Raw genomic sequence first — 20,490 nt, forward strand, 5'->3', positions numbered from 1 at the left:
ATGTTTCTCCGACGAGCCCTGGCGGCGCTGCTGCTGGCCCTGGCATCGGCATTCGCCGTGCCGGCGCCGGCGGCGGCCGCCCAGGTCCTCACTTGGACGACGGACGACGACATCACCCGGTACAAGTCCACGCCCGGCCAGGCCGCGGCGGGCGCGACGACGGTCGTCTTCGAGAACAGCGCGGCCACCGGCAACACCACCGGGATGCCGCACACGCTCACCTTCGACACCACCACGGACGGCTACAACCACGACGTGAGCGTCAACATCCTGGCCAGCCCGTTCGACGCGAACAACGGCCGGCACGAGCAGACGGTCACCCTCACCCCGGGCCGCTACCGGTTCTTCTGCTCGATCCCCGGGCACAGCCAGATGGTCGGGGAGCTGGTCGTGACCGGCAGCGGTGGCGGCGACACCACGGCACCGACCGTGTCCGGCCAGGTGTCCGGCACCCGCGACGCCCAGGGGAACTACGTCGGGTCGGCCACGGTGACGGTCACCGCGACCGACGCCGGGTCGGGCGTCGACACGGTCGAGTACCAGGTCGACGACACCGGGTTCGAGCCGTACACGCAGCCGGTCACGGTCTCGGCGACCGGTGACCACTCGGTGCAGTTCCGGGCCCAGGACAAGGCCGGCAACGTCTCCGAGACCGGGTCCGTCACCTTCCGGGTGGTCGAGCCACCGCAGGGCGACACCACCCCGCCGTCGGTCTCGGGCCAGGTGTCCGGCTCCCGCGACGCGTCGGGAAACTACATAGGTACGGCCACAGTCACCATCAACGCCTCAGATGGAGGGTCCGGGGTCGCGCGGATCGAGTACAACGTGGACGGCGGAGCCTTCACCGCGTACACGAATCCGGTCGTGATCGACGATGAGGGCGCGCACATGGTGCACTTCCGCGCCACCGACGTCGCCGGCAACACCTCGCCCGAGCAGATGGTGTCGTTCACGATCGTCGCGCCGCCCGCGCCCGACACCACCGCGCCGGAGACCTCCGCGCAAGTCACGGGGGAGCGGGATGCGAGCGGCGGCTACGTCGGCGCCGCCACCGTGACGGTCACCGCGACGGACGCGGGTTCGGGAGTCCGATCCGTCGAGTACGCGCTCGACGCCGGAGCCTGGACCCCGTACACCGCGGCGGTCGTCGTGCGGGCCGCCGGAGCCCACACCCTGCGGTACCGGGCCACCGACGCCGCGGGCAACGCCTCGGCCGAGAAGTCCGTCGCCTTCACCGTCGTGCCGTCGGGCACCGACGCCTGCCCCGCCTCCGACACCCGCGCCACGGTGATCATCGGCGCCGAGGACACCGGCGTGCCGAACGCCGACAGCGGGAACGGCTGCACGATCAACGACCTGATCGCCGAGCACGCCTCCTACCCCGACCACGGCAGCTTCGTCCGCCGCGTCGAAGCCGTCACCGATCCGCTGGTCGCCGCCGGCACCCTGACCGCCCGGCAGCGCGGGGACATCGTCCGGGCCGCCGCCCGCTCGGACGTCGGAACCTTCAACCAAGGAGCACCGCGATGAGACGTACCGTCGCCCACCTGGCCGTCCTGTCCACCGCCGTCGCCGTCTCGACCCTCGCGGGCGCCCCCGGCGCGCGCGCCGACCTGGTGACGCACTGCGTCGGCACCGGCGGCGCGGTGACCGTCCCCAACGACTTGTACGTGCCCGCCGGCGAGTCCTGCGCCCTGACCGGCACCACGGTCACCGGCAACGTCAGCGTCGCGGCCGGCGCCAACCTGGTGGTCACCGGCGGCCACCTGCGCGGGGACGTGCAGGTCGCCGCGGACGGCTACCTCGACGCCACGAACACCGAGATCGGCGGGGGCGTCGACCTGGCCTCCGGCGGGTACGGCGCCTTTCTCAAGGACGCCTCGGCCGCCTCGCTCACGGTCCGCGCCAAGGGCTCCGCGACGATCGACAGCTTCCTGTTCGTGGAGCACACCTCGGTCGACGGCAACGTGACCACCAGCGCGGGCGAGGTACGCCTCGACCGCACCACCGAGGTCGCCGGCAACGTCAGCAGCACCGGCTCGTACTACACCGACGTGCACGACTCGTTCGTCGACGGCACGCTGTCGGTGCTCAACAGCGCGACGGGCAGCGTGGTCTGCGGCAGCGCGGTCCGCGGCCGGGCCACGTTCGCCGGCAACCTGGGCGGGGTGCAGCTGGGCCCGAACGGCACCCTCGACAGCTGCGCGTCCGGCGGCTACTGGGGGCGTGACGTCAGCATCACCAACACGACGGGCGGCGTCCGGGTCGACGACAACATCATCGACGGGCAGCTCACCGCCTCCAGCAACACCCCGGCCGCGGTGATCGCGTCGAACAACCGCATCCGCGGCGGCGTCGCGGGCCAGCAGGCGTCCGCCGCCCGGGCGCGGGCACTCGCGGAGCGGCAGCCGGCCGCCGACCGCGACGCCGCCGGTGACCAGCGGGCCCAGGAACGCCGCACGGACGCCGTGCAGGAGGCCAGGGCAGCCGGGGACGCCGGGCTGTAGGGCGACACATACCGCGGCGTCGATCGGGGTACCCCAGCGGCGGTGGCCGAGCCGTCAGAGGGAGGACGCGTCGTGTCCGCGTACCGGAAACACTGGGCGATGATCGTCGTCCTGCTCGCCGTCGCCGGGTGCGCGGTGCAGTGGGGGAGCCCCGACTCCGACTCCACCGCACCGGCCCGCGGCGGCGGCTCGGCGCGCGACGTGGTGACCCCCGCGCTGCGCGACGTCGAGCGGTTCTGGACGGCGACGTACCCGAAGCTTGCCGACGGGAAGGCGTTCAAGCCGGTCAAGGGCGGCTACCACCCGTACACCCGCCGGAAGCTGCCGCCGCCGTGCGGGTCGGAGCGCCCCGAGTACCAGCCCAACGCGTTCTACTGCCCGTCCGGCGACTTCATCGCCTGGGACGCCCAGACGCTCATCCCGCAGCTCCAGGCCCAGTACGGCGACCTGCTCGTGGGCGTGGTCATGGCGCATGAGTACGGCCACGCGATCCAGGCCCGGCTGGGGCAGACCGAGCAGCCCACGGTCGTGCTGGAGCAGCAGGCCGACTGCTTCGCCGGTGCGTGGCTGGCCGACGCGCTCGCGGGCCGGTCCACCGCGTTCACCGGCGTCACCCCGGAGCAGCTCGACAACACGGTCGCCGGCCTGCTGGTGCTGCGTGACCAGCCGGGCACCTCCGCGGCGAACCCGCAGGCGCACGGCAACGCGTTCGACCGGATCCGGGCGCTGCAGGACGGCGTCGAGGAGGGCGCCCAGCTGTGCGCCACGTACCGGGCGGACAACGTGCCAGTCACCGAGGTGCCGTTCCAGACGCGGGAGGACGCCGCGAACGGTGGCGACCTGCCGTACGCCCAGGCGGTGAACGCGCTCAGCCAGGACGCGCAGGATTACTGGTCGAAGGCCTACCCGAAGCTTGCCGGGCAGCCGTGGGCCACGCTGCGGGTGGAGCCGTTCAGCGCCGGGTCGCCGCCGGTCTGCGACCGCCCGGACGCCTCGGCGGGGGGAGCGGCGTTCTACTGCAAGGACGGTGACTTCGCCGCCTTCGACAACGCCCGGCTCGCCCCGGCGCTGTACGAGAACATCGGCGACAACGCCGTCGGGATGCTGCTCGGCGACCTGTTCGCCCGGGCCGCGCAGTCCCGCCGCGGCGCCGACACGCAGAACCGCGCCGGCCAGCTCGCCGTGGACTGCCTCGCCGGCTCGTGGACGTCGTCGCAGCTCAGCCGTACCCCGGGCGAGGGGATCACGCTGTCGCCGGGCGACCTGGACGAGGCGGTCGCGGCGCTGCTCGCGTTCGGCCGCGCCGGCGGGGACTCGGCCACCAGCGCCTTCGACCGGATCGGCGCGTACCGTGACGGCGTGATCAAGGGCTTGGACGGCTGCTCGGCCTGACGCGCTTGCCCGGCGCCCGGCCGGGTATGTCAGGGGACAGCCGACGTTGAGGAGACGACCGTGTTCCTGCTTTTCGGGCTCCGTACCCGCGACCACCTGCTGGGCACCGGGGCGATGGTCTGCGACGTGTGCGGGGTGCACGCGGCGCAGCAGCTGATGAAGCGGTCGACGAAGTTCACGCTCTTCTTCATCCCGCTCTTCCCCGTGCGGCCTGCCCGCTACTTCCGATTCTGCGCGAACTGCGGCGTGCAGCGGGCGATCGACCCGCGCTTCGCGGATCAGCTGGCCGCCTGAGTCCCCGCGGATCGGTCCGCTGACCGTTTCATCCCATTAGCCTGAAAGCATCGGCCGACCGGAAGTTCTTCGCCTGCTCGGGGCCGGGCCGCGTGCCGCGGCCCGGCAGGCGGCTGCGCTCTTCGCCCTGGCCGGCGCGCTGGCGCTGGTCGCACTGGGCACCGGGACCGGGACAACCCGCGACCTGCTGCTGGTCGCCGCCGCGGACTTCGGGCTGGCGCTGATCGCCTACGCGCTGCCGTGGCACCGGTGGGGCGCCGACCGGCCGGCGCTGCTCGCGCTGCCCGGCTTCGCGGTGCTCGGCTTCTCGACCTGGGCGTTCGGGGGCGTCGCCGCCGGCACCGGACCGTTCCTCGTGCTGCTCTACACGTGGGCCGCGCTGCACTTCCGCCGCCGGGTGCTGATCGCCCTGGTCGTGCCCGCCGCGGCGGGGTACGTCGTGCCGCTCGTGCTGACCAGCCAGCCGCCGGTCGTGCTGAGCAGCGCCTTCATCCTGCTCCCGGTCGCCGTCGCCGTGGCGCTGCTGGTCGAGGCCCAGGCCCGGCACCTGCGCGACGACCGGGAACGGCTCGAGCGCATCGAGCGCTGGCGGGCCGCGATGGTCGGCGCGCTGGCCCATGACGTCCGCTCGCCGCTGGCCACCGTGCAGATGACCCTGGAGGAACTCGCCCACGACGCCACCGGGCCCCAGGCGCGCATGCTCGAAGCGGCCCAGCGGCAGACCGCGCGCATCGGCCGGCTGGCCAGCGGCCTGCTGGACCTCAACCGCATCGACACCACCGGGCACCTGCGCCTCGACCTGCGGCCCGTACCGGCCCGGGCGGCGGTGCTGGACGCGCTGTCGTACGTCACCGCCGAGATCGACGTGCGCGTCGACGACGGCCGTACGCTGCGCGTGGACCGGGAGCGCTTCGAGCAGATCGTCATCAACCTGGTCGGCAACGCGCTGCGGTACGGCCGCCCCCCGGTGGTCGTCACCGTGACCGGGGACGGCGTCACCGACCGGCTGGAGGTGCGCGACCACGGCCCGGGCATCCCCGAGGACCAGCGCGCGCGGCTGTTCACCCGCTTCGCCGCGGGCGGCACCGACGGCGTGGGCCTGGGGCTGTGGATCGTGCGGGAGCTCGCCCGGGCGCACGGCGGCGAGGCGCGATATGAGTCCGCCGGCCCGGGAGCCCGGATGGTCGTCACTTTCCCCGCCCTTCCGGGCACACCCGCGGAACTTTCAGACCTTCCGACGGAATCGAGCACTTTCTGACCTTCAGACCGGGCAGGTCCGGGCGGCACACTGACCCGTCTTTCCGACCCGTCTCGCCGAAGGAGAACCACGCGTGCGACGCAGCACGAAGACCTACCTCGCCGCCGGAGTGCTCATACCGGCGGTGGTCACCGCCCTCGCCGTCAACAGCATGGGCACCGCCAACGCCATCGCCAACGGGGAGCTCGTGCCCGAGGGGCAGTACCGGTTCTCGGTCAAGCTCACCATGACCGGCATCCCCACCGCCGACGGCGGCAAGCGCAACAGCGGCTGCTCGGGCGCCCTGATCGCACCGCAGTGGATCATCACGGCCGGGCACTGCTTCCGGGACGCCAACAACGTGCGGGTCGAGCGGCCGGTCGCCGACCTGACCACCGCCACCGTGGGCCGCGCCGACACCAGCGGCACCACCGGTCACGTGGCCACCGTCGTGGCCGTACGGCAGTCGCCGACCGCCGACGTGTCGATCGCCAAGCTCGACCAGCCGATCACCGACATCCGGCCGATCCGGCTCAGCCGTACCGCGCCCGAGGTCGGCGCGATCGTCCGGCTCACCGGCTACGGCTCGGTCACCAGCAGCAACCCGGTGCCGGAGACGCACCTGCGCACCGGCCAGCTGGAGGTCGTCTCCGTCGCCGACTCGGTCACCGGCTTCAAGGGGCACGCCCCGCAGGCCGACACCACGCCGTGCCCGTACGACTCGGGCGGCCCGTACTTCGTCGAGGGCAAGCGCGGACCGGCCCTCGTGGCGGTCGTCAGCAACGGCCCGTCGTGCCCGCACACGCAGGTGGAGAACGGCGCGCGGACCGACAACATCACCAAGTGGATCTACCAGAGCATGCTGCAGGCCCGCTGAGCCGTGCCGCCGTGGCGCCGACCATGACCGGTGTCACGGCGGCTCAGCAAGCCCGCGACCGGGCCGACTGAACCTGTGTGCGTGCAATGTTCAGACGGATCGGTCCGGCGCTCGCGGCCCTCGCCGCGTGCGGCTCGCTGTTCCTCGTCCTCCAGCAGGTGGCCACCGGCGCTTTCGACGGCCTCGAGGCCCAGCAGGTCGCCCAGGACGCCGGCCGGATCCGCATCGCGCTGGATGCCCAGGTCCGCCTGCTGACGTCGTTCGGCGCCACCAACGCCGTCTGGGACAACACGTACGACCACATCGCGAAGGCCGACGCGGCCGGGTTCGCCGAGGACTTCCCGCCGGACGATCCGCAGAGCGTGAACGGCCTGGACGGCCTGCTCGGCGTGGACGCCGGCGGGCGGCTCGTGGTCGGCGGCTACACCGGTGCGGCCGCGTACGGCACCCCCGCCCCGCAGCTCACCGACCCCGCCCTGCTGAACCGCCTCTACGACCCGGCCGCCGAGTCCGGCTCCGCCCGCTGCGGCGTGGTGGCCGCCGACGCGATGTACGTCTTCTGCGGCCTCGGCGCGTACCCCAGCAGCGGCGAGGGCCGCCCCTCCGGCGGCCTGATCCTGCTCAAGCGCCTCTCCGCGGCGGGGATGACCGCGCTGAGCGCCGACATCGACCTGAGCACCACCGTGGTCGGCGAGCGCCGGCCGGGCGGGGTCGCGCAGAAGCCGGTGACCAGCCTGCTCGGCCCGGTCGCCGTGCACACCACCGTGCTCGCCGCCGACCGGATCGCCCTCGACGCCGAGATCGCCACCGTGAACGGGCAGCGGCTCGTGCTGGAGTCCGTACGCCCCCGGCCCATCCACGCGGCCGCCACCGCCACGGCCCGCAAGCTGTTCGGGCTCGTCGCGATCGCCACGCTGCTGGTGGTCGCGTACATGAGCTGGTCCACCCGGCGGGCGGTACGCCGCCGCGTGCGGCCGCTGCGGCACACCACCGAGCAGATCATCGCGTCCGGGGACCACGACCTGCGCGTCCGCCCGGCCGGTCAGGACGACATCGCCGCCCTGGGCCGGGCCATCGACACCATGCTCGACACGATCAGCGGCCGCGACCGGCTCCTGCAGGCCGAGCAGGAGCAGCGCCGGCGCGAGCTCGAGGAGACCCACGAGCAGCAGCGGGCCGCCGAGCGGGAGATGCGGCGCCGGGCCCGCGAGCTGGTCGACGAGACCTCCGAGCTGGTCGCGCGGCAGCTGGACGACGTGTCCGGGCAGGCCGCGGCGGTCGGTGCGGCGGCCGGGCGTATCGACGGTCAGGTCCGCGAGGCGCGGCTGGCGGCCGGCCTGCTGCTGACCAACAACGTCGAGGCCAGCGAGGCCGTCGGCACGCTGCACGAGAGCCTGCGCAAGGTCGAGGAGGTGGCCCGGTTCATCGGCGGGATCGCCCGGCAGACGAACCTGCTCGCGCTGAACGCCACCATCGAGGCGGCGCGGGCCGGGGAGGCCGGACAGGGCTTCGGCGTGGTCGCCGGCGAGGTGAAGACGCTCGCCGCCACCACGGCCGAGTCGACCGACACGATCACCTCGACGCTGGACGAGCTCAACGAGCGGGTCGCCGCCGTGGTGGACATCATGATGACCATGAGCGCGACGATCACCGCGATCGACTACACGACCGCGGACGCGCAGGCGATGACCACCGAGCAGGCGGCCGTCGTCGCCGGCCTCACCCACCAGGTGACCGCCGCGATCGAACGGCTGGAGGCTCTCGCCTCGCGCGACTGACGCCCGCGGGCGTTTGTCCGTGCCTCCCGGGGGTAGCCGCCCTACACGCCCGGATCCTCCGGCGTTCCGGTCACACAGGGAGGCGCGGCATGCGTGCGATGGTCTATCGGGGCCCGTACCGGGTGCGGGTCGAGGAGAAGGACCGTCCCGCGATCGAACATCCCAACGATGCGATCGTCCGGGTCACCCGGGCCGCGATCTGCGGCTCCGACCTGCACCTCTACCACGGGATGATGCCCGACACCCGGGTCGGCATGACGTTCGGCCACGAGTTCGTGGGCGTGGTCGACGAGGTCGGCCCCTCGGTGCAGAACCTCAAGGTGGGCGACCGCGTCATGGTCCCGTTCAACGTCTTCTGCGGCACGTGCTACTTCTGCGCCCGCGGGCTCTACTCCAACTGCCACAACGTCAACCCGAACGCCACGGCGGTGGGCGGCATCTACGGCTACTCGCACACCTCGGGCGGGTACGACGGCGGCCAGTCCGAGTTCGTCCGGGTGCCGTTCGCCGACGTCGGGCCCAGCCTGATCCCGGAGTGGATGGACGAGGACGACGCCGTCCTGCTCACCGACGCGCTCGCCACCGGCTACTTCGGCGCCCAGCTGGGCGACATCGTCGAGGGCGACGTCGTCGTGGTGTTCGGCGCCGGCCCGGTCGGCCTGTACGCGGCCAAGTCCGCGTGGCTGATGGGCGCCGGCCGGGTCATCGTCATCGACCACCTCGACTACCGGCTGGCGAAGGCCGCCGAGTTCGCGCACGCCGAGACGTACAACTTCGCCGAGTACGACGACATCATCGTGCACCTCAAGAAGATCACCGAGTACCTCGGCGCGGACGTCACCATCGACGCGGTCGGCGCCGAGGCGGACGGCAACTTCCTGCAGCACGTCACCGCGGCGAAGCTGAAGCTGCAGGGCGGCTCGCCGGTGGCGCTGAACTGGGCGATCGACGCGGTGCGCAAGGGCGGCACGGTCTCGGTGATGGGCGCGTACGGCCCGCTGTTCAGCGCGGTGAAGTTCGGCGACGCCATGAACAAGGGCCTGACCCTGCGGATGAACCAGTGCCCGGTGAAGCGGCAGTGGCCCCGGCTCTTCGAGCACATCAAGAACGGCTACCTCAAGCCCAGCGACATCGTGACGCACCGCATCCCGCTGGAGCACATCGCCGAGGGCTACCACATCTTCTCGGCGAAGCTGGACGGCTGCATCAAGCCCCTCATCGTCCCCAACGCCGCCTGACCGGCCGGAGAAGGATCATGACGTACACACCCGAGAAGCCGAAGACGGCCGAGTCCAGCGAGGCGCTGCGCGCGCGCATCCCCGGCTGGGGCGCGGACCTCGACCCCGCCGACCGCCCGTCGGTGCCGCGCGAACGGTTCGACCCGACGTTCAGCGGCGCGTGGTGGGAGTTCCCCGAGCGCCAGCCCGAGAAGTGGCCGCGGGAACGGTCCATCGAACACAAGTTCCTCACCCCGGTCTTCGGTACGGCCTGCCCGCCGAAGGGCGTCTCCGGGGCGATCCGCAAGCTCGCGTACCGCCGGTACAGCGAGGGCCGGGCGGCGCACTGGCTGCTGCTCATGGCCGCCGACCGGGTCGACGCGGCCGGGAGCACGCTGCGCTCGTTCCTCACCACGCGCCCGGACAACCCGCTCACCGAGACCGGCGTGCTCAGCGAGATCTCCCACCACGGGCTGGCGTCGCGGCGCGGCGAGAACCGCGCCGACCTGCGCCACCAGCCGCTCGACCCGATCATCGTCGCGGCGCCCTGGGTGCTGGCCGGCGGGCTCGCGTTCGCCCTCGCCAGGCGCGTCGTCCGGCGTCGCCGAGCCTGACCGTCAGGACGCGGCCGGGGCGGCCGAGGCCGGCGCGCTCGGCACGGTGCCCGGCGCGGCCGGGGGAGTGGCCGGAGCGGGCCGCCCCTGGCCGGGCCCGCCGTCGCGCCACCCGCCGCCCGGGCCGCGCATCGGCCCGCCGTCACGGCGGTCGTAGCCGCGCTGGTCCGGGAAGCTGTGGCCACGGTCGTTCCCGCCGACGATCAACGCGCCGACGGCGACCACGCCACCGCCCAGGCAGCACCCGAGCAGGAGCGCGGCCGCCGCGATCAACAGGGGGGTACGCCGCCGGTACCAGCGGTCCCGCGGGGCCGGTGGCGCCGGTGCTGCAGCCGGCTCCTCCTCGGGGATGCGGGCGGTGTCGTCCGGGCGCGAGGTCGCGTCGCTCATCGAGATCTCCGTGCGGTCGAGGGGTGTCCGGCGGACGGCGGTGCCGCCCGTTCACCCCACGATCGGCTCGGACGTTAAGACGTCCCGGCCGGTGCCGCTAAGAAATCAATGAGAAGACTCCGGCATCTCGTGGGACGACGCCCGCCACTGCGGCTTCCGATGCGGGCCGGCGTACCGACGACCCGCCTGCCGAAGACCAGTGGTGCGACCGCCGCATCACATCGATGTGTCCGTGCCGGTCAGGCAAGGCCACTGCTACCGTTGATCGACGGTGCCAGAAGTCGCTGAACTTCCGGATCGGGCGTTGATGCTCGTCCCTCGTCAGGGCGAGGGCGGCACTAATCATGGGGTGGAACAGGGCTTGCAGACGCTATTCGACGACGACATAGCCGTGGCATACCACTCCTTTGGCATCGCGGCCGACGCTGACGACAGCGACGAGGGGTCTGAGGACCTGGCAGGGCTCCCGGGCTACGGGGGGCAGGTCAACGGCTTGTGCGGGGCGGCGATCCCCGGAGTTCTGCAATTCATCACCGGCCTGCACACCGGTGACGTCCGGGTACGGATCGAGCTTCACGACACCGAACCCGCGATCGACCTGAATTGGCCGGAGATCGTCGAGGCTTCGTTCAGTCCCTCTGCCCCCGGCATCTTCATCGACGTCTGGGGCGACGCGTCGATTCCGCTCCCGAACATCGAGGTGCGCGACTACCGGGTGCGATTCGCCGCGATCGGCTTCGACAACGACGACAACGAGGTGACCGATCCGCCGGAACGCTATCTGATCCACCTATGGCCGGCGCCGCGGGCGCCCGACCGGATCGTCCGGCAAACCAGCCGCCGCGCCGCCTACTGGCACCAGGTGGCGCAGAGGACTCCCGCCCCGCCGTCGGCAGAGGAACGCGCCGCCGTCCGCGCCGAGAAAGAACGTCGTCGCCGCCAAGAGGCGGAACGCTTTCGCCGCGAGGACGAAGCCCGCTACTGGGGTGGCCGGGCTCCCGACAGCGACCGCCTACGCGAGATCGCCCCCCGTGCCGTGGGTCTCGCTCGTATCGACCGGAATCTGGTCGACGAAATAGCCGCCGTCGAGCCGCAGGAACAGCGGGCGATGGCAGCATGGGCGGCCCGAGAGACGTGCCGCCGAGCAGGCCTGGCCGATGAGGACTGGGTTGTGCAAGCCCTCGAGGCCTTGGATCTGGGAGACCCGGCTCCGGCCTGCGTCGCCACCTTCGACGACGCATTCGCCCGCTGGCAGAAGATCTCCACCGAGCAGATCACCCACAGCGCCACAGTGACCCTGGGCAACCGTGCAGAAAAGCCGAGGATCGCGCCCGAGGTCTCCGCCATACACGCCATCATCTTCGCCCGGGAAACGAACCCCCTGGAAGCGGCTCTCGACACCGTAAGAACGGCGGCCGAGGTCATCCCGGGAGAAAGGGCCACGGTGATCGCCGCGTTCCGCGCCAGGTTCGAGCTGCCACGACCAGCGCCCGAATGACGACGCACCAAAGGTGCCCTCAGCTCCCTGAGGTCGGCGCACTCACCGCCGCAAGTGGCCCGCTGCAGTGGTGGCGTCCTTGGCGGGAGGAGCGTGCGGCTCTCATCGCGGAACACGCAACATGCGGGCCGGACGCCCGAGAATCTCCTGATCAGCCCGTTCGTTGTGTGCCAGATCGGGCAGCGAGAACGTCACTCCGTAGCCGGCGATCACCTCAGGGTGGGCGTGGGTGCTGCCGGGCAGCGAGCATCGCGGCACCGATACCGACGAACCGCTGAGGTCGATCGCGATGACCTGCCAACTGGTGCCGCCGTTGGCGCTGTAGAGCACGGTGTGGGCCGGCGAGGGCGAGTCGGCGTCTGGTTCACGCTTTTACCGCCACATAGGCTGGTGCCGTGGCCAACTCGGAGCACCTCAACATGTTCGTCCTGCCCGTGAAGTCCCGCGAGGCCGAGCGGCACGGCCGCGTCGACCTGTTCCTGCCCGACGGCGCCGGGCCGCGACCCGCGGTCGTCTTCGTCCACGGTGGACCAGTCCCGGAGGCGGCGCGGCCCACGCCGCGAGACTGGCCCGTGTTCCAGGCCTACGGTTCGCTCGCCGCGTCGCGGGGCCTCGTCGGGGTGACCCTCGATCACCGGCTGCACACCCCGGTCGCGTACGCGCAGGCGGCCGACGACGTCACGGCGGCCGTGGAGCTCGCCCGCGCCGACCCGCGGGTGGACCGTGACCGGGTGGCCCTGTGGTTCTTCTCCGGCGGCGGCCTGCTCGCAGCCGACTGGCTACGCCGGCCGGCCCCCTGGCTGCGGTGCCTGGCGGCAACGTACCCGCTGCTCAGCATGTTTCCCGGGTGGCCGCCCGACCCGCGGTTCGCGCCGGTCGACGCGGTCGCCTCGGCCGGGACACTACCGGTGGTGCTGACCCGGGCAGGCTTGGAGCGCCCTGAGGTAGCCGCCGGCGTGTCCGCGTTCGTCGACGCCGCCCGAGCCGCCTCCGTACGGCTGGAAGTGATCGACGTGCCGAACGGCCGCCACGGATTCGACTACCTGGACGACACCGACGAGTCCCGCGAAGCCATCGAAGCCGCCTTCACCGCGGTGTCCCGCACCCTGACAAGCCCGTAACAGCGGGCCTGACACGCGATGCGGCGGGCCGCGACCGCCCGGCCCAGCGGTGATCGTGTACGCGGATCCGCCGATGACAATGCGGTCGCCCGCCGAGACAATGCAAATTCGCTATCTGCGTAGTGAACCTTCTTCAACCTGACATCGAGCCCGACGGTGCTGGGCCGTCCGCCGGCCTCGCCACGTTGAAAAAGTTCGGTATGCGGCGCGCACCTTCTGAATCGTGATTCTGTTGTTTATACGTGATGCGGTGGCGTTGGATGGGTCCGGACGGTGCCGCCGGCGCCTTGGTAACCGCGGCCGGCGAAGGCTGTCCCGTCGGTGCTCATGAAGTTTCTTCGCCCTTGCAACCGCGACCACGAGAGCCTTCCGCGGGATCGACGACTTTGCGACGGCCGACAAGATCTTATGCGGAGCTGCACTAGAGTTGCTTTGCTTCCATCGGTCGGTGAGGTCGGGAGAACGCATGCAGCGACTCAAGAGTCTCGTGGTGGTCCTTCCGGGCATCGGGGGCAGCGTCCTGGCCTCGCCAGACGGACAGTCCATGTGGGACACGTCGGTGCGCGAGCTCGCGACCGCGCTGGTGCGCCCAGGGCGCCTCGGTCTTGACACCGCGGACGAGCTGACGCCGACCGGGCTCGTCGGGAGTTTCACGACGTTCGGTCCGCTGCTGAACATCACCGGTTACGAGGGTCTCACCGGGCACATCGGCCGCGAGTTCCGCGACGTCGTTCAGCACACATTCATCCCGGGGGAGCCGTTTCCGCCCGACGTCGACATGCTGTTGGTGCCCTATGACTTCAGGCGCTCGGTCGCCGAGGCCGCCGAGCGACTCGCGCAGGGCGTTCACCAGGCGCTTGCAGGTGTCCCGGAGTCCGCGCGGGCGAGACGCGTCATCGTCGTCGCGCACTCGATGGGCGGACTGGTGGCCCGATACTGGATCGGTGCCTTGGCGGGGTGGCGGGTCTGCAGGGCGCTGATCACGCTGGGCACACCTCACCGCGGTGCACCGAAGGCGCTGCAGTGGCTGGTGCATGGCGCCGGTGTCGGCGCCCTCCGGCACCCGTCCCTGACCCGCGCGCTCCGCGGCTGGCCGTCGATGTACGAGCTGCTGCCGCAATACCCGGCCGTCTGGAACGAGGTGACCGGCCGGCCCGACGAGGTGGAAGCCTTGCCGCCATCGTTGGTGCGCCGGAGCCGGAGCCTCCATGCGTACGCCGAGATGTTCGCGACGCAGACCGCCCGGGCTCGGCAGGTGCATGACGACATCGCCCGCGCGTGGGATGAGATTCCGGAGGGCTCGGTGCCGGACGTGGCGGTGTACTTCGGACGTGGCCACCGGACGACGAACCTCGTCACGCTGACCTCCCAGGGCGGCCTGCGGTTCAGCAAGGAGGACCCGCCCTGGCGCGGCAATGTCGGCTGGGCCGGTGACGGGACGGTTCCCGTTCTGTCCGCCGTTCCCCGGGAGCTGAGCGAGGACCGGCTGCGCTGGCGGGAGCTGCCCGAGCGGCACGGCGAACTGGCCAGCACGCCCGGGTTCATGGAGTTGCTCCGCTCGTTGAACGGAGAAGCGGTCCCGACCCGCGGTGCGGGCCCGGAAGACCTCCACTGGCTTGGGCTGGACATCGAGGACGTCGTGCCCGCCGGTGCCCCGATCCCACTCGGAGTTCGCGTACCTGATGGGGCCGCCACCACGGCGGTGCATGTGAAGGTGACCGGATCGGGCCGTACACCGTCGGCCGCGTTCGAGGGCCAGTTGGCGTTCAACGGCAGTCAGTGGAACATCTTGCTGCCGGAACTGCCGATGGGCACCTATCGCCTCCGCCTGGAGGCGCAGGGCGGCGGACCGGGGCGATCGCTCTCCGCCCGGACGCGGCTGGTGGTCCTCGATCCGGTCGAGGAGGCCATGGCGTTGGGAGGTGCGTCCGCCATGGCGGGTGATCTGGACGACCTCGAGGGCCCCGACGACGCCGTCACGTACTCCCCGGAGCGTTCCGTGATGTCGCCATGAAGCTGTGGCCGCAGTGGAATCGGCGTCTGAACCCGGGGGGTCTGGTTCAGTACGTCCAGAGCGGTACTGCCGCCACGCTGCTGCCTGAGCTGTCACCACGCGCCGAAGGTCGTGGCGGCGCACCGCTCAATCGTCTGCGCACCGCGTACGACCTCTTCGCCGTGCGAGGAATTCGCTACGCCGACGAGCCGCTCGCCAGCGGCGACGGGTGGCAGGAGATTCGGCCGGCCTCCGAGGTGGTGGCCAAGAGTCGTCAGGCCAACTGCGTCGACATGGCGGTCGCCTTCGCCGGCGCCTGCCTCGACACCGGCATCCACCCGGTCGTGATCCTCTTGGAGCCGCGTAGCGGCGGTCCGGGGCACGCTCTGGTCGCGGTCTGGCTCGACCGGGAGTGGATCCCCGGTGGCCACCGGCGTTACGGTGACGCCGCACCCGCCCTCGTGGACGGCCAGATCGACTGGCCCGATGGGCTCCGTTCCGCGCCGGACAGTCCCGGCGGCTTTCTCGCCGTCGATGTCGCGGAGCTGGCGGTCGACGAGCCCGATGAGAAGCCCATCACCCTCGAGCAGGCCGTCGCCCGGGCCGCTCAGATGCTGTCCTCGCCGCGCTGGCGGGTCTGCCACCTCGTCGACGTGGGGCGTGACTACGACCGCAGGGGCGCGTTCCTCGACCCGGCACGCTCCACCCGGGGCATCACCTCCCACGCGGAGGAGCGGGCAGCTCTCAGCGACATGCGGCAGAACCTGCTGGAGAGCAACCTTCCCTACGTCCCGCCCGCCGATCCCGCCGCACCGACCCGTCCGGAGAATCTGCTCCGCGCACTCACCGCGAAAGCTGCTCAGTATCGAGGGGTCCTGCTGCACGGTGTCGCCGGGGTGGGCAAGACGCGGACAACGTTCGAGGTGGCCCGTCTCGCAGAGAAGGAGGGATGGTCAGTCCTGCACGTCGCGCCCCTCGAACCGATGGTGACCGTCGAGCAGCTGTACGACGCGATCACGGAGGAGCGAAGCAGCCGAGTCCTCGTCATCTGCGATTACCTGAACGACTCGGTCGGCATCGACGTTCTGCGACTCGAGTCCTGGCTACTGCCCAGGACCACCGCGGACGGCATCGAGGTGGCCCTGCTGGCCTGCAGCCGAACGGGTTGGTTCAACCACCCCGACCGACCGTTCGACCCCGTCTTCGACGGTCTCCAGCTGGCGCCCGACCCCACGCAAGCAGAGGCTACGCGAGACGCCATCCTCCGCGCCCTCGCACCGCACGCCATCGAAGCCGTCGGACTGCCCCGCTTGCGGGAGGTCTGCGGACTGCGCCCAGTGATCGTGATGCTGATCGCTCGGGAGGCGGAGGGGCAGTCCGACAGCGGCAGGCTGGGCGACCTCCTAACCGGGATGACGCACGGCGAGCTATTGCCGTGGCTGAAGCTGCGCCTGCGACGGGACAAGCTCCTGCGCGACTCGGGGAACGACCCTTTCGTCGACGGCCAGGGGGACCCGAGCGGAAACCTCCTCGGCTGTCTATCAATCTTGCTGGCGTCCCCCCAACCGCGGGCTGATCTGCACGCCTGTGCCGCCACCGTCCCGGACCTGCCCGAGGACGCGGCCGAACTCATGCTCGCGGAGCTGGAATCCATGGGCTGGCTCATCCCAGTCGCCGAGGGACACGGGCCCGTCCACGACCTCGTCACCGACCAGTTGGCCGCCCGGATACTGCTCTACGAGGGGACGCATCTCGTGCGTACCCGAGCTCTCACGCGTGTCTTGAGTGCCGCGCCGGTCCGGGGGCGCACGATCGGGCGTTTCGCCATGAACCTCGGGCGGGTGATCCGAGACCTCGACCCCGCCGAGGCGCAGGCGCTGACGGCCGACACCGAACGCTGGCTGGCCGAGAACGGCGTCAAGGTCGCCGCTGTGCTCGCCCAAACTGACAACGAGGGCGCGTATGCGCTCGGCGCGGTGATCGAATCCGTTGCCTGGCGGAATGCGATCTATGCGTTGTGGACCTCAGTGGTCGATCCTTGGCTGGCGAAGCATTCGCAGTCCCCGGACGCCCGCCATCTTCTGTACCGCGGCCTACGGGCCGAGGACTGCCCGGCGCGGTCCGACCTGGCATCGCTGGCGATGCGGTGGCTCGATCGACACGTCTCCCGCCTCGACGCCAGCTTCGTCATCAGTCCCGTCCTCGCGCTCCAGCACAGCCTGGACCCCGCAGTAAGCAAGTCCTGCGTGGCCTACGCGCTGGCCTGGCTGGATCAGCACGGCACCGACCCGTCCGCTGGGTTCGTCTATTACAGCCTGCTGCCACGCGATGATCTCGGTGATCGATCGGCCGCCGCTGTCGGGCATGCGCTGGCCTGGCTGGATCAGCACGGTACCGGCCAGTCCGCTCAGTTCGTCTATTCCGGCCTGTTGGCGCGCGATGATCTCGGTGATCGATCGGCCGTCGCTGTCGGGCATGCGCTGGCCTGGCTGGATCAGCACGGTACCGGCCAGTCCGCTGGGTTCGTCTATTCCGGCCTGTTGGCGCGCGATGATCTCGGCGGTCGATCGGCTGCCGCTGTCGGGCATGCGCTGGCCTGGCTGGATCAGCACGGTACCGGCCAGTCCGCTGGGTTCGTCTATTCCGGCCTGTTGGCGCGCGATGATCTCGGCGGTCGATCGGCCGTCGCTGTCGGGCATGCGCTGGCCTGGCTGGATTTGCACGGTACCGGCGCCGCCGGCGGGTTTGTGCTGCGCGGTCTGCTGGCGCGCGATGATCTCGGCGGTCGATCGGCTGCCGCTGTCGGGCATGCGCTGGCCTGGCTGGATCAGCACGGCACCGACCAGTCTGCTCAGTTCGTCTATTACAGCCTGCTGCCACGCAATGATCTCGGCGGTCGATCGGCTGCCGCTGTCGGGCATGCGCTGGCCTGGCTGGATCAGCACGGCACGGGCCCGTCCGCCGACTTTGTGCTGCGCGGTCTGCTGGCGCGCGATGATCTCGGTGATCGATCGGCTGCCGCTGTCGGGCATGCGCTGGCCTGGCTGGATCAGCACGGCACCGGCGCCGCCGGCGGGTTTGTGCTGCGCGGTCTGCTGGCGCGCGATGATCTCGGCGGTCGATCGGCCGCCGCTGTCGGGCATGCGCTGGCCTGGCTGGATCAGCACGGCACGGGCCCGTCCGCCGACTTTGTGCTGCGCGGTCTGCTGGCGCGCGATGATCTCGGCGGTCGATCGGCTGCCGCTGTCGGGCATGCGCTGGCCTGGCTGGATCAGCACGGTACCGGCCAGTCTGCTCAGTTCGTCTATTCCGGCCTGTTGGCGCGCGATGATCTCGGCGATCGATCGGCTGCCGCTGTCGGGCATGCGCTGGCCTGGCTGGATCAGCGCGGCACGGGGCCCGCCGCCGCCTTTGTCTATGACTCCTTGTTGGGACGCAGCGACCTCGCTGACCTCGCAAGCGATCACGACCGTATCCACCGCATGGCGCTGAACTGGATCGTCATCAACCTGGTGCAGCCCAGTTTTCCGCAACTCATGCCTACCCCCATTGCGCTCCCGGTCGGCCCTCGGCTCGCGGATATGGCATTGACGTTTACGGAAACAGTCATGCGCCTGTCTGCTGGAAAATGGAAGGCGCCGAACGCTTACGGCCAATTCGACAGGTTCCTGTCCTGGCTCTGTTCTCTCAAGAACTTCAAGAACGGGATAAGGGCCGCGCGACTCGATGACGCCATTTGTGCTTGGGTGCGGCGCCCAGAATCCCTTCAGGCGCATGGAACCGAAATCTGTCTCCCGCTATTCTCCAGAATCTTGAGCCTGATGCTCATGCATCGGCGTGACTTGGGCGATGCTGAGCAGGACTTGGCGCGGCTGGAAAAATGGGTTGGCGCATGGACATGCAGTGAAGAAAGGCAGGGCGAGGCGCTGCGCGATATACAACTCTACGCGAGACTCTTGGCAACCGGCGACAGGTGAGCACAAGGGCATGTGTCCCATCTCGGGTCTCTATTACAACCGCTTATGCCCATACTCATTTGCCGCAACGACTTCGCCCTGATCGCGATGCTCGGCCTGCTCGGCCTGCGGATCTTCGAAGCGGGCGGCGCGAACATCGCCGACCTCGGCGAAGAACACGGCCACCGCGTCCTGCCCGGACACCGGCTTCTTTCGGGTATTCGGCGCTGCCCAGCTGGCCGAGATTCTGCTCCCGCTCGCCGTCCTCGCGTGGCTGGCCTCCGTCGGACGCCTCTGGCGTGCCTGGCCGATCCTGCTCATCGCGATGATCTCCACCGCCACACTGGGCGCTGCTCTGGCACTTACTCCGCACCGCCGCGAACCAGATGGGCTGAACCACCTGTAGAACTACGGAGCATCACGGTTTCGAAAGTACGGTCGTGGGCCGGTCCGGTTCGCCCGCGTACCTCATCCTCGTCATCGAGGAGGGGCGCGCGTCGAACGAGTGGATCACCGCCCGGCCGGAGCGGCGGGAGGTTGGGGATGATCTCAGTCTACCGGAGATCCGATCAGTGCACAGTCGGGCGAAAAGGCCTGTTGACCTGCGGTTTCGTTCGCCTGAGCTCGTCGCTCACCGGCGAGCGAAGGGGAACGCATGACCGTTGGCGGTGGCGAGTCCGTGGACTGGGACTGGGTGCTCTGGGCAAAGGTGAGGTTGTTATCGACGCACCCGCTTTCGCCGGTTGAGGCGGCGAAGGCCTACCGCATATTGAATCGGGTCGAACCTCGTTGGTACGGCGTTCGGCTGGCAACGACGCTCACGAGCATGGCTGTCCGGGATTGCGAGGGAAAGCCGGCTGCGCGGGCGGCGCTCATGGCGGAGTCCTACCTGGCGGCCCGTGGCGCGGACGAAGGCGAACCGGAGCGGTACTACCTGATGGTCATCAGCCTGGAATGGCGCGGGAAGGCCCTGGCCGAGCTGGGCCGGGCGGCCGAGGAGGAAATCGTGGGTGCGGAACTGGTCGCGGTCGCGCGCAAGGCGATCGGGACGCGGCCGAGAACCGGGGAGTGGCACGGGGTCGCCATAGGGCGGCCCCCGCTTGTTGACCAAAGTCATGTTCTTTGATCGTTGGCTTCGCGGTGCACTGATTTGCCTCAGCACGCTATGCCCGCACCGCTGGGGCCGTAGTCGCTTCCGACCGCCCCATCCGGTCAGCTCAACAGCAGCGGCATGTACTCGCGCACACGCCCCACGCCTCGGCCCGGTGCAGGACACGAGGAGGCCATGTCACGAGGCGGGGATCGGGCCAGAGCGGCACCAGGGCGCCAGGAAACGCTGACGTGAGATCCCACGTCGACTTCCGAGGACCGGGTCGACGATGGTGTGCCTGTGCTCAAACCGCTGCCACCGCAGAATGCACACCGTCGGGCCACACGAGGCAGGGTGACCCTCGAGCGTTATCGCGGCAAGAAATTTCCCGCCCAGTGCACTCTCATCAGCGTAAGACGTTCTGGTCAAGCGGTTGGCCGGGTGCCTCGTCCGTCGTCGGTCCCTGCATAGTCGTAATGGGGTTGGTCCCTGCAGCGCGTAACCGGGTTGATAGACGACGGGCGGG

The 20,490-nt window shown here is 70.5% G+C and carries 17 protein-coding genes; 14 read left to right on the plus strand and 3 right to left on the minus strand.

Features of this window, described 5'->3' with window-relative positions; genetic code table 11:
* The 9 genes from IT780_RS27235 (at position 1) to IT780_RS27275 (ending at position 9,916) form a co-directional block, all read left to right on the plus strand.
* Positions 1–1,530, plus strand: coding sequence for a cupredoxin domain-containing protein (locus tag IT780_RS27235; protein WP_199514606.1), 1,530 nt, complete (start codon positions 1–3; stop codon positions 1,528–1,530).
* Positions 1,527–2,507 carry a hypothetical protein gene (locus tag IT780_RS27240; RefSeq protein WP_199514607.1) on the plus strand — a complete coding sequence of 327 codons (981 nt, stop codon included), beginning with the start codon at positions 1,527–1,529 and terminating at the stop codon, positions 2,505–2,507. The genes IT780_RS27235 and IT780_RS27240 overlap by 4 nt, the downstream gene beginning before the upstream one ends.
* A 72-nt stretch (positions 2,508–2,579) precedes the next feature.
* Complete coding sequence (locus tag IT780_RS27245) at positions 2,580–3,899, plus strand: neutral zinc metallopeptidase (protein ID WP_307831404.1); 1,320 nt, start codon at positions 2,580–2,582, stop codon at positions 3,897–3,899.
* 60 nt (positions 3,900–3,959) lie between these two features.
* Positions 3,960–4,193, plus strand: a complete 234-nt coding sequence (locus tag IT780_RS27250; protein ID WP_199514608.1) for a zinc-ribbon domain-containing protein — start codon at positions 3,960–3,962, stop codon at positions 4,191–4,193.
* Between the two features lie 295 nt (positions 4,194–4,488).
* Positions 4,489–5,451 carry a sensor histidine kinase gene (locus IT780_RS27255; RefSeq protein WP_307831405.1) on the plus strand — a complete coding sequence of 321 codons (963 nt, stop codon included), beginning with the start codon at positions 4,489–4,491 and terminating at the stop codon, positions 5,449–5,451.
* Positions 5,452–5,524: 73 nt separating this feature from the next.
* A complete protein-coding gene (locus IT780_RS27260; RefSeq protein ID WP_307831406.1) occupies positions 5,525–6,307 on the plus strand; it encodes a S1 family peptidase in 783 nt (260 codons plus the stop codon).
* Between the two features lie 86 nt (positions 6,308–6,393).
* Positions 6,394–8,085 (plus strand): methyl-accepting chemotaxis protein, encoded by a 1,692-nt coding sequence (locus tag IT780_RS27265; RefSeq protein ID WP_199514609.1) that lies wholly within the window; start codon positions 6,394–6,396, stop codon positions 8,083–8,085.
* A gap of 89 nt (positions 8,086–8,174) precedes the next feature.
* Positions 8,175–9,323 (plus strand): zinc-dependent alcohol dehydrogenase, encoded by a 1,149-nt coding sequence (locus IT780_RS27270; protein ID WP_199514610.1) that lies wholly within the window; start codon positions 8,175–8,177, stop codon positions 9,321–9,323.
* Between the two features lie 17 nt (positions 9,324–9,340).
* Positions 9,341–9,916, plus strand: a complete 576-nt coding sequence (locus tag IT780_RS27275) for a hypothetical protein (RefSeq protein WP_199514611.1) — start codon at positions 9,341–9,343, stop codon at positions 9,914–9,916.
* A 3-nt stretch (positions 9,917–9,919) separates the two neighbouring features.
* Here IT780_RS27275 and IT780_RS27280 read toward each other — a convergent pair whose 3' ends face one another.
* The gene (locus IT780_RS27280; protein WP_199514612.1) at positions 9,920–10,306 is read right to left on the minus strand and encodes a hypothetical protein; all 387 of its coding nucleotides are present in this window, start codon (positions 10,304–10,306) and stop codon (positions 9,920–9,922) included.
* A 349-nt stretch (positions 10,307–10,655) separates the two neighbouring features.
* Between IT780_RS27280 and IT780_RS27285 the strand changes: the two genes are divergently transcribed.
* Positions 10,656–11,804, plus strand: coding sequence for a hypothetical protein (locus tag IT780_RS27285; RefSeq protein ID WP_199514613.1), 1,149 nt, complete (start codon positions 10,656–10,658; stop codon positions 11,802–11,804).
* A gap of 102 nt (positions 11,805–11,906) precedes the next feature.
* Here IT780_RS27285 and IT780_RS27290 read toward each other — a convergent pair whose 3' ends face one another.
* On the minus strand, positions 11,907–12,134 hold the full coding sequence (locus tag IT780_RS27290; protein ID WP_199514614.1) for a hypothetical protein: 228 nt from the start codon (positions 12,132–12,134) through the stop codon (positions 11,907–11,909).
* A 65-nt stretch (positions 12,135–12,199) separates the two neighbouring features.
* Between IT780_RS27290 and IT780_RS27295 the strand changes: the two genes are divergently transcribed.
* From IT780_RS27295 to IT780_RS27305, 3 genes are all read left to right on the plus strand, one after another.
* A complete protein-coding gene (locus IT780_RS27295; protein WP_307831407.1) occupies positions 12,200–12,925 on the plus strand; it encodes an alpha/beta hydrolase in 726 nt (241 codons plus the stop codon).
* A 466-nt stretch (positions 12,926–13,391) separates the two neighbouring features.
* The gene (locus tag IT780_RS27300; RefSeq protein WP_199514615.1) at positions 13,392–14,939 is read left to right on the plus strand and encodes an alpha/beta hydrolase; all 1,548 of its coding nucleotides are present in this window, start codon (positions 13,392–13,394) and stop codon (positions 14,937–14,939) included.
* Positions 14,936–18,895, plus strand: coding sequence for an ATP-binding protein (locus tag IT780_RS27305; protein WP_199514616.1), 3,960 nt, complete (start codon positions 14,936–14,938; stop codon positions 18,893–18,895). The genes IT780_RS27300 and IT780_RS27305 overlap by 4 nt, the downstream gene beginning before the upstream one ends.
* Positions 18,896–18,928: 33 nt before the next feature.
* On the opposite strand, the gene IT780_RS27310 is transcribed toward IT780_RS27305, so the two are convergent.
* Positions 18,929–19,210 carry a hypothetical protein gene (locus IT780_RS27310; protein ID WP_199514617.1) on the minus strand — a complete coding sequence of 94 codons (282 nt, stop codon included), beginning with the start codon at positions 19,208–19,210 and terminating at the stop codon, positions 18,929–18,931.
* Between the two features lie 319 nt (positions 19,211–19,529).
* On the opposite strand from IT780_RS27310, the gene IT780_RS27315 reads away from it, so the two are divergent.
* Positions 19,530–20,000: a hypothetical protein gene (locus IT780_RS27315; protein WP_199514618.1), complete on the plus strand. Its 471-nt coding sequence runs from the start codon at positions 19,530–19,532 to the stop codon at positions 19,998–20,000.
* Positions 20,001–20,490: the final 490 nt, after the last annotated feature.

This window comes from Nucisporomicrobium flavum (assembly GCF_016464385.1).
Lineage (GTDB): Bacteria > Actinomycetota > Actinomycetes > Mycobacteriales > Micromonosporaceae > Actinoplanes > Actinoplanes flavus_A.

Excerpts from the sequence above, each read along its gene's own strand:
- IT780_RS27300 (WP_199514615.1), top strand. The coding sequence starts at position 13,392 with ATGCAGCGACTCAAGAGTCTCGTGGTGGTCCTTCCGGGCATCGGGGGC.
- IT780_RS27275 (WP_199514611.1), top strand. The coding sequence starts at position 9,341 with ATGACGTACACACCCGAGAAGCCGAAGACGGCCGAGTCCAGCGAGGCG.
- IT780_RS27240 (WP_199514607.1), top strand. The coding sequence starts at position 1,527 with ATGAGACGTACCGTCGCCCACCTGGCCGTCCTGTCCACCGCCGTCGCC.
- IT780_RS27265 (WP_199514609.1), top strand. The coding sequence starts at position 6,394 with ATGTTCAGACGGATCGGTCCGGCGCTCGCGGCCCTCGCCGCGTGCGGC.
- IT780_RS27270 (WP_199514610.1), top strand. The coding sequence starts at position 8,175 with ATGCGTGCGATGGTCTATCGGGGCCCGTACCGGGTGCGGGTCGAGGAG.
- IT780_RS27235 (WP_199514606.1), top strand. The coding sequence starts at position 1 with ATGTTTCTCCGACGAGCCCTGGCGGCGCTGCTGCTGGCCCTGGCATCG.
- IT780_RS27305 (WP_199514616.1), top strand. The coding sequence starts at position 14,936 with ATGAAGCTGTGGCCGCAGTGGAATCGGCGTCTGAACCCGGGGGGTCTG.
- IT780_RS27315 (WP_199514618.1), top strand. The coding sequence starts at position 19,530 with ATGACCGTTGGCGGTGGCGAGTCCGTGGACTGGGACTGGGTGCTCTGG.
- IT780_RS27280 (WP_199514612.1), bottom strand. The coding sequence starts at position 10,306 with ATGAGCGACGCGACCTCGCGCCCGGACGACACCGCCCGCATCCCCGAG.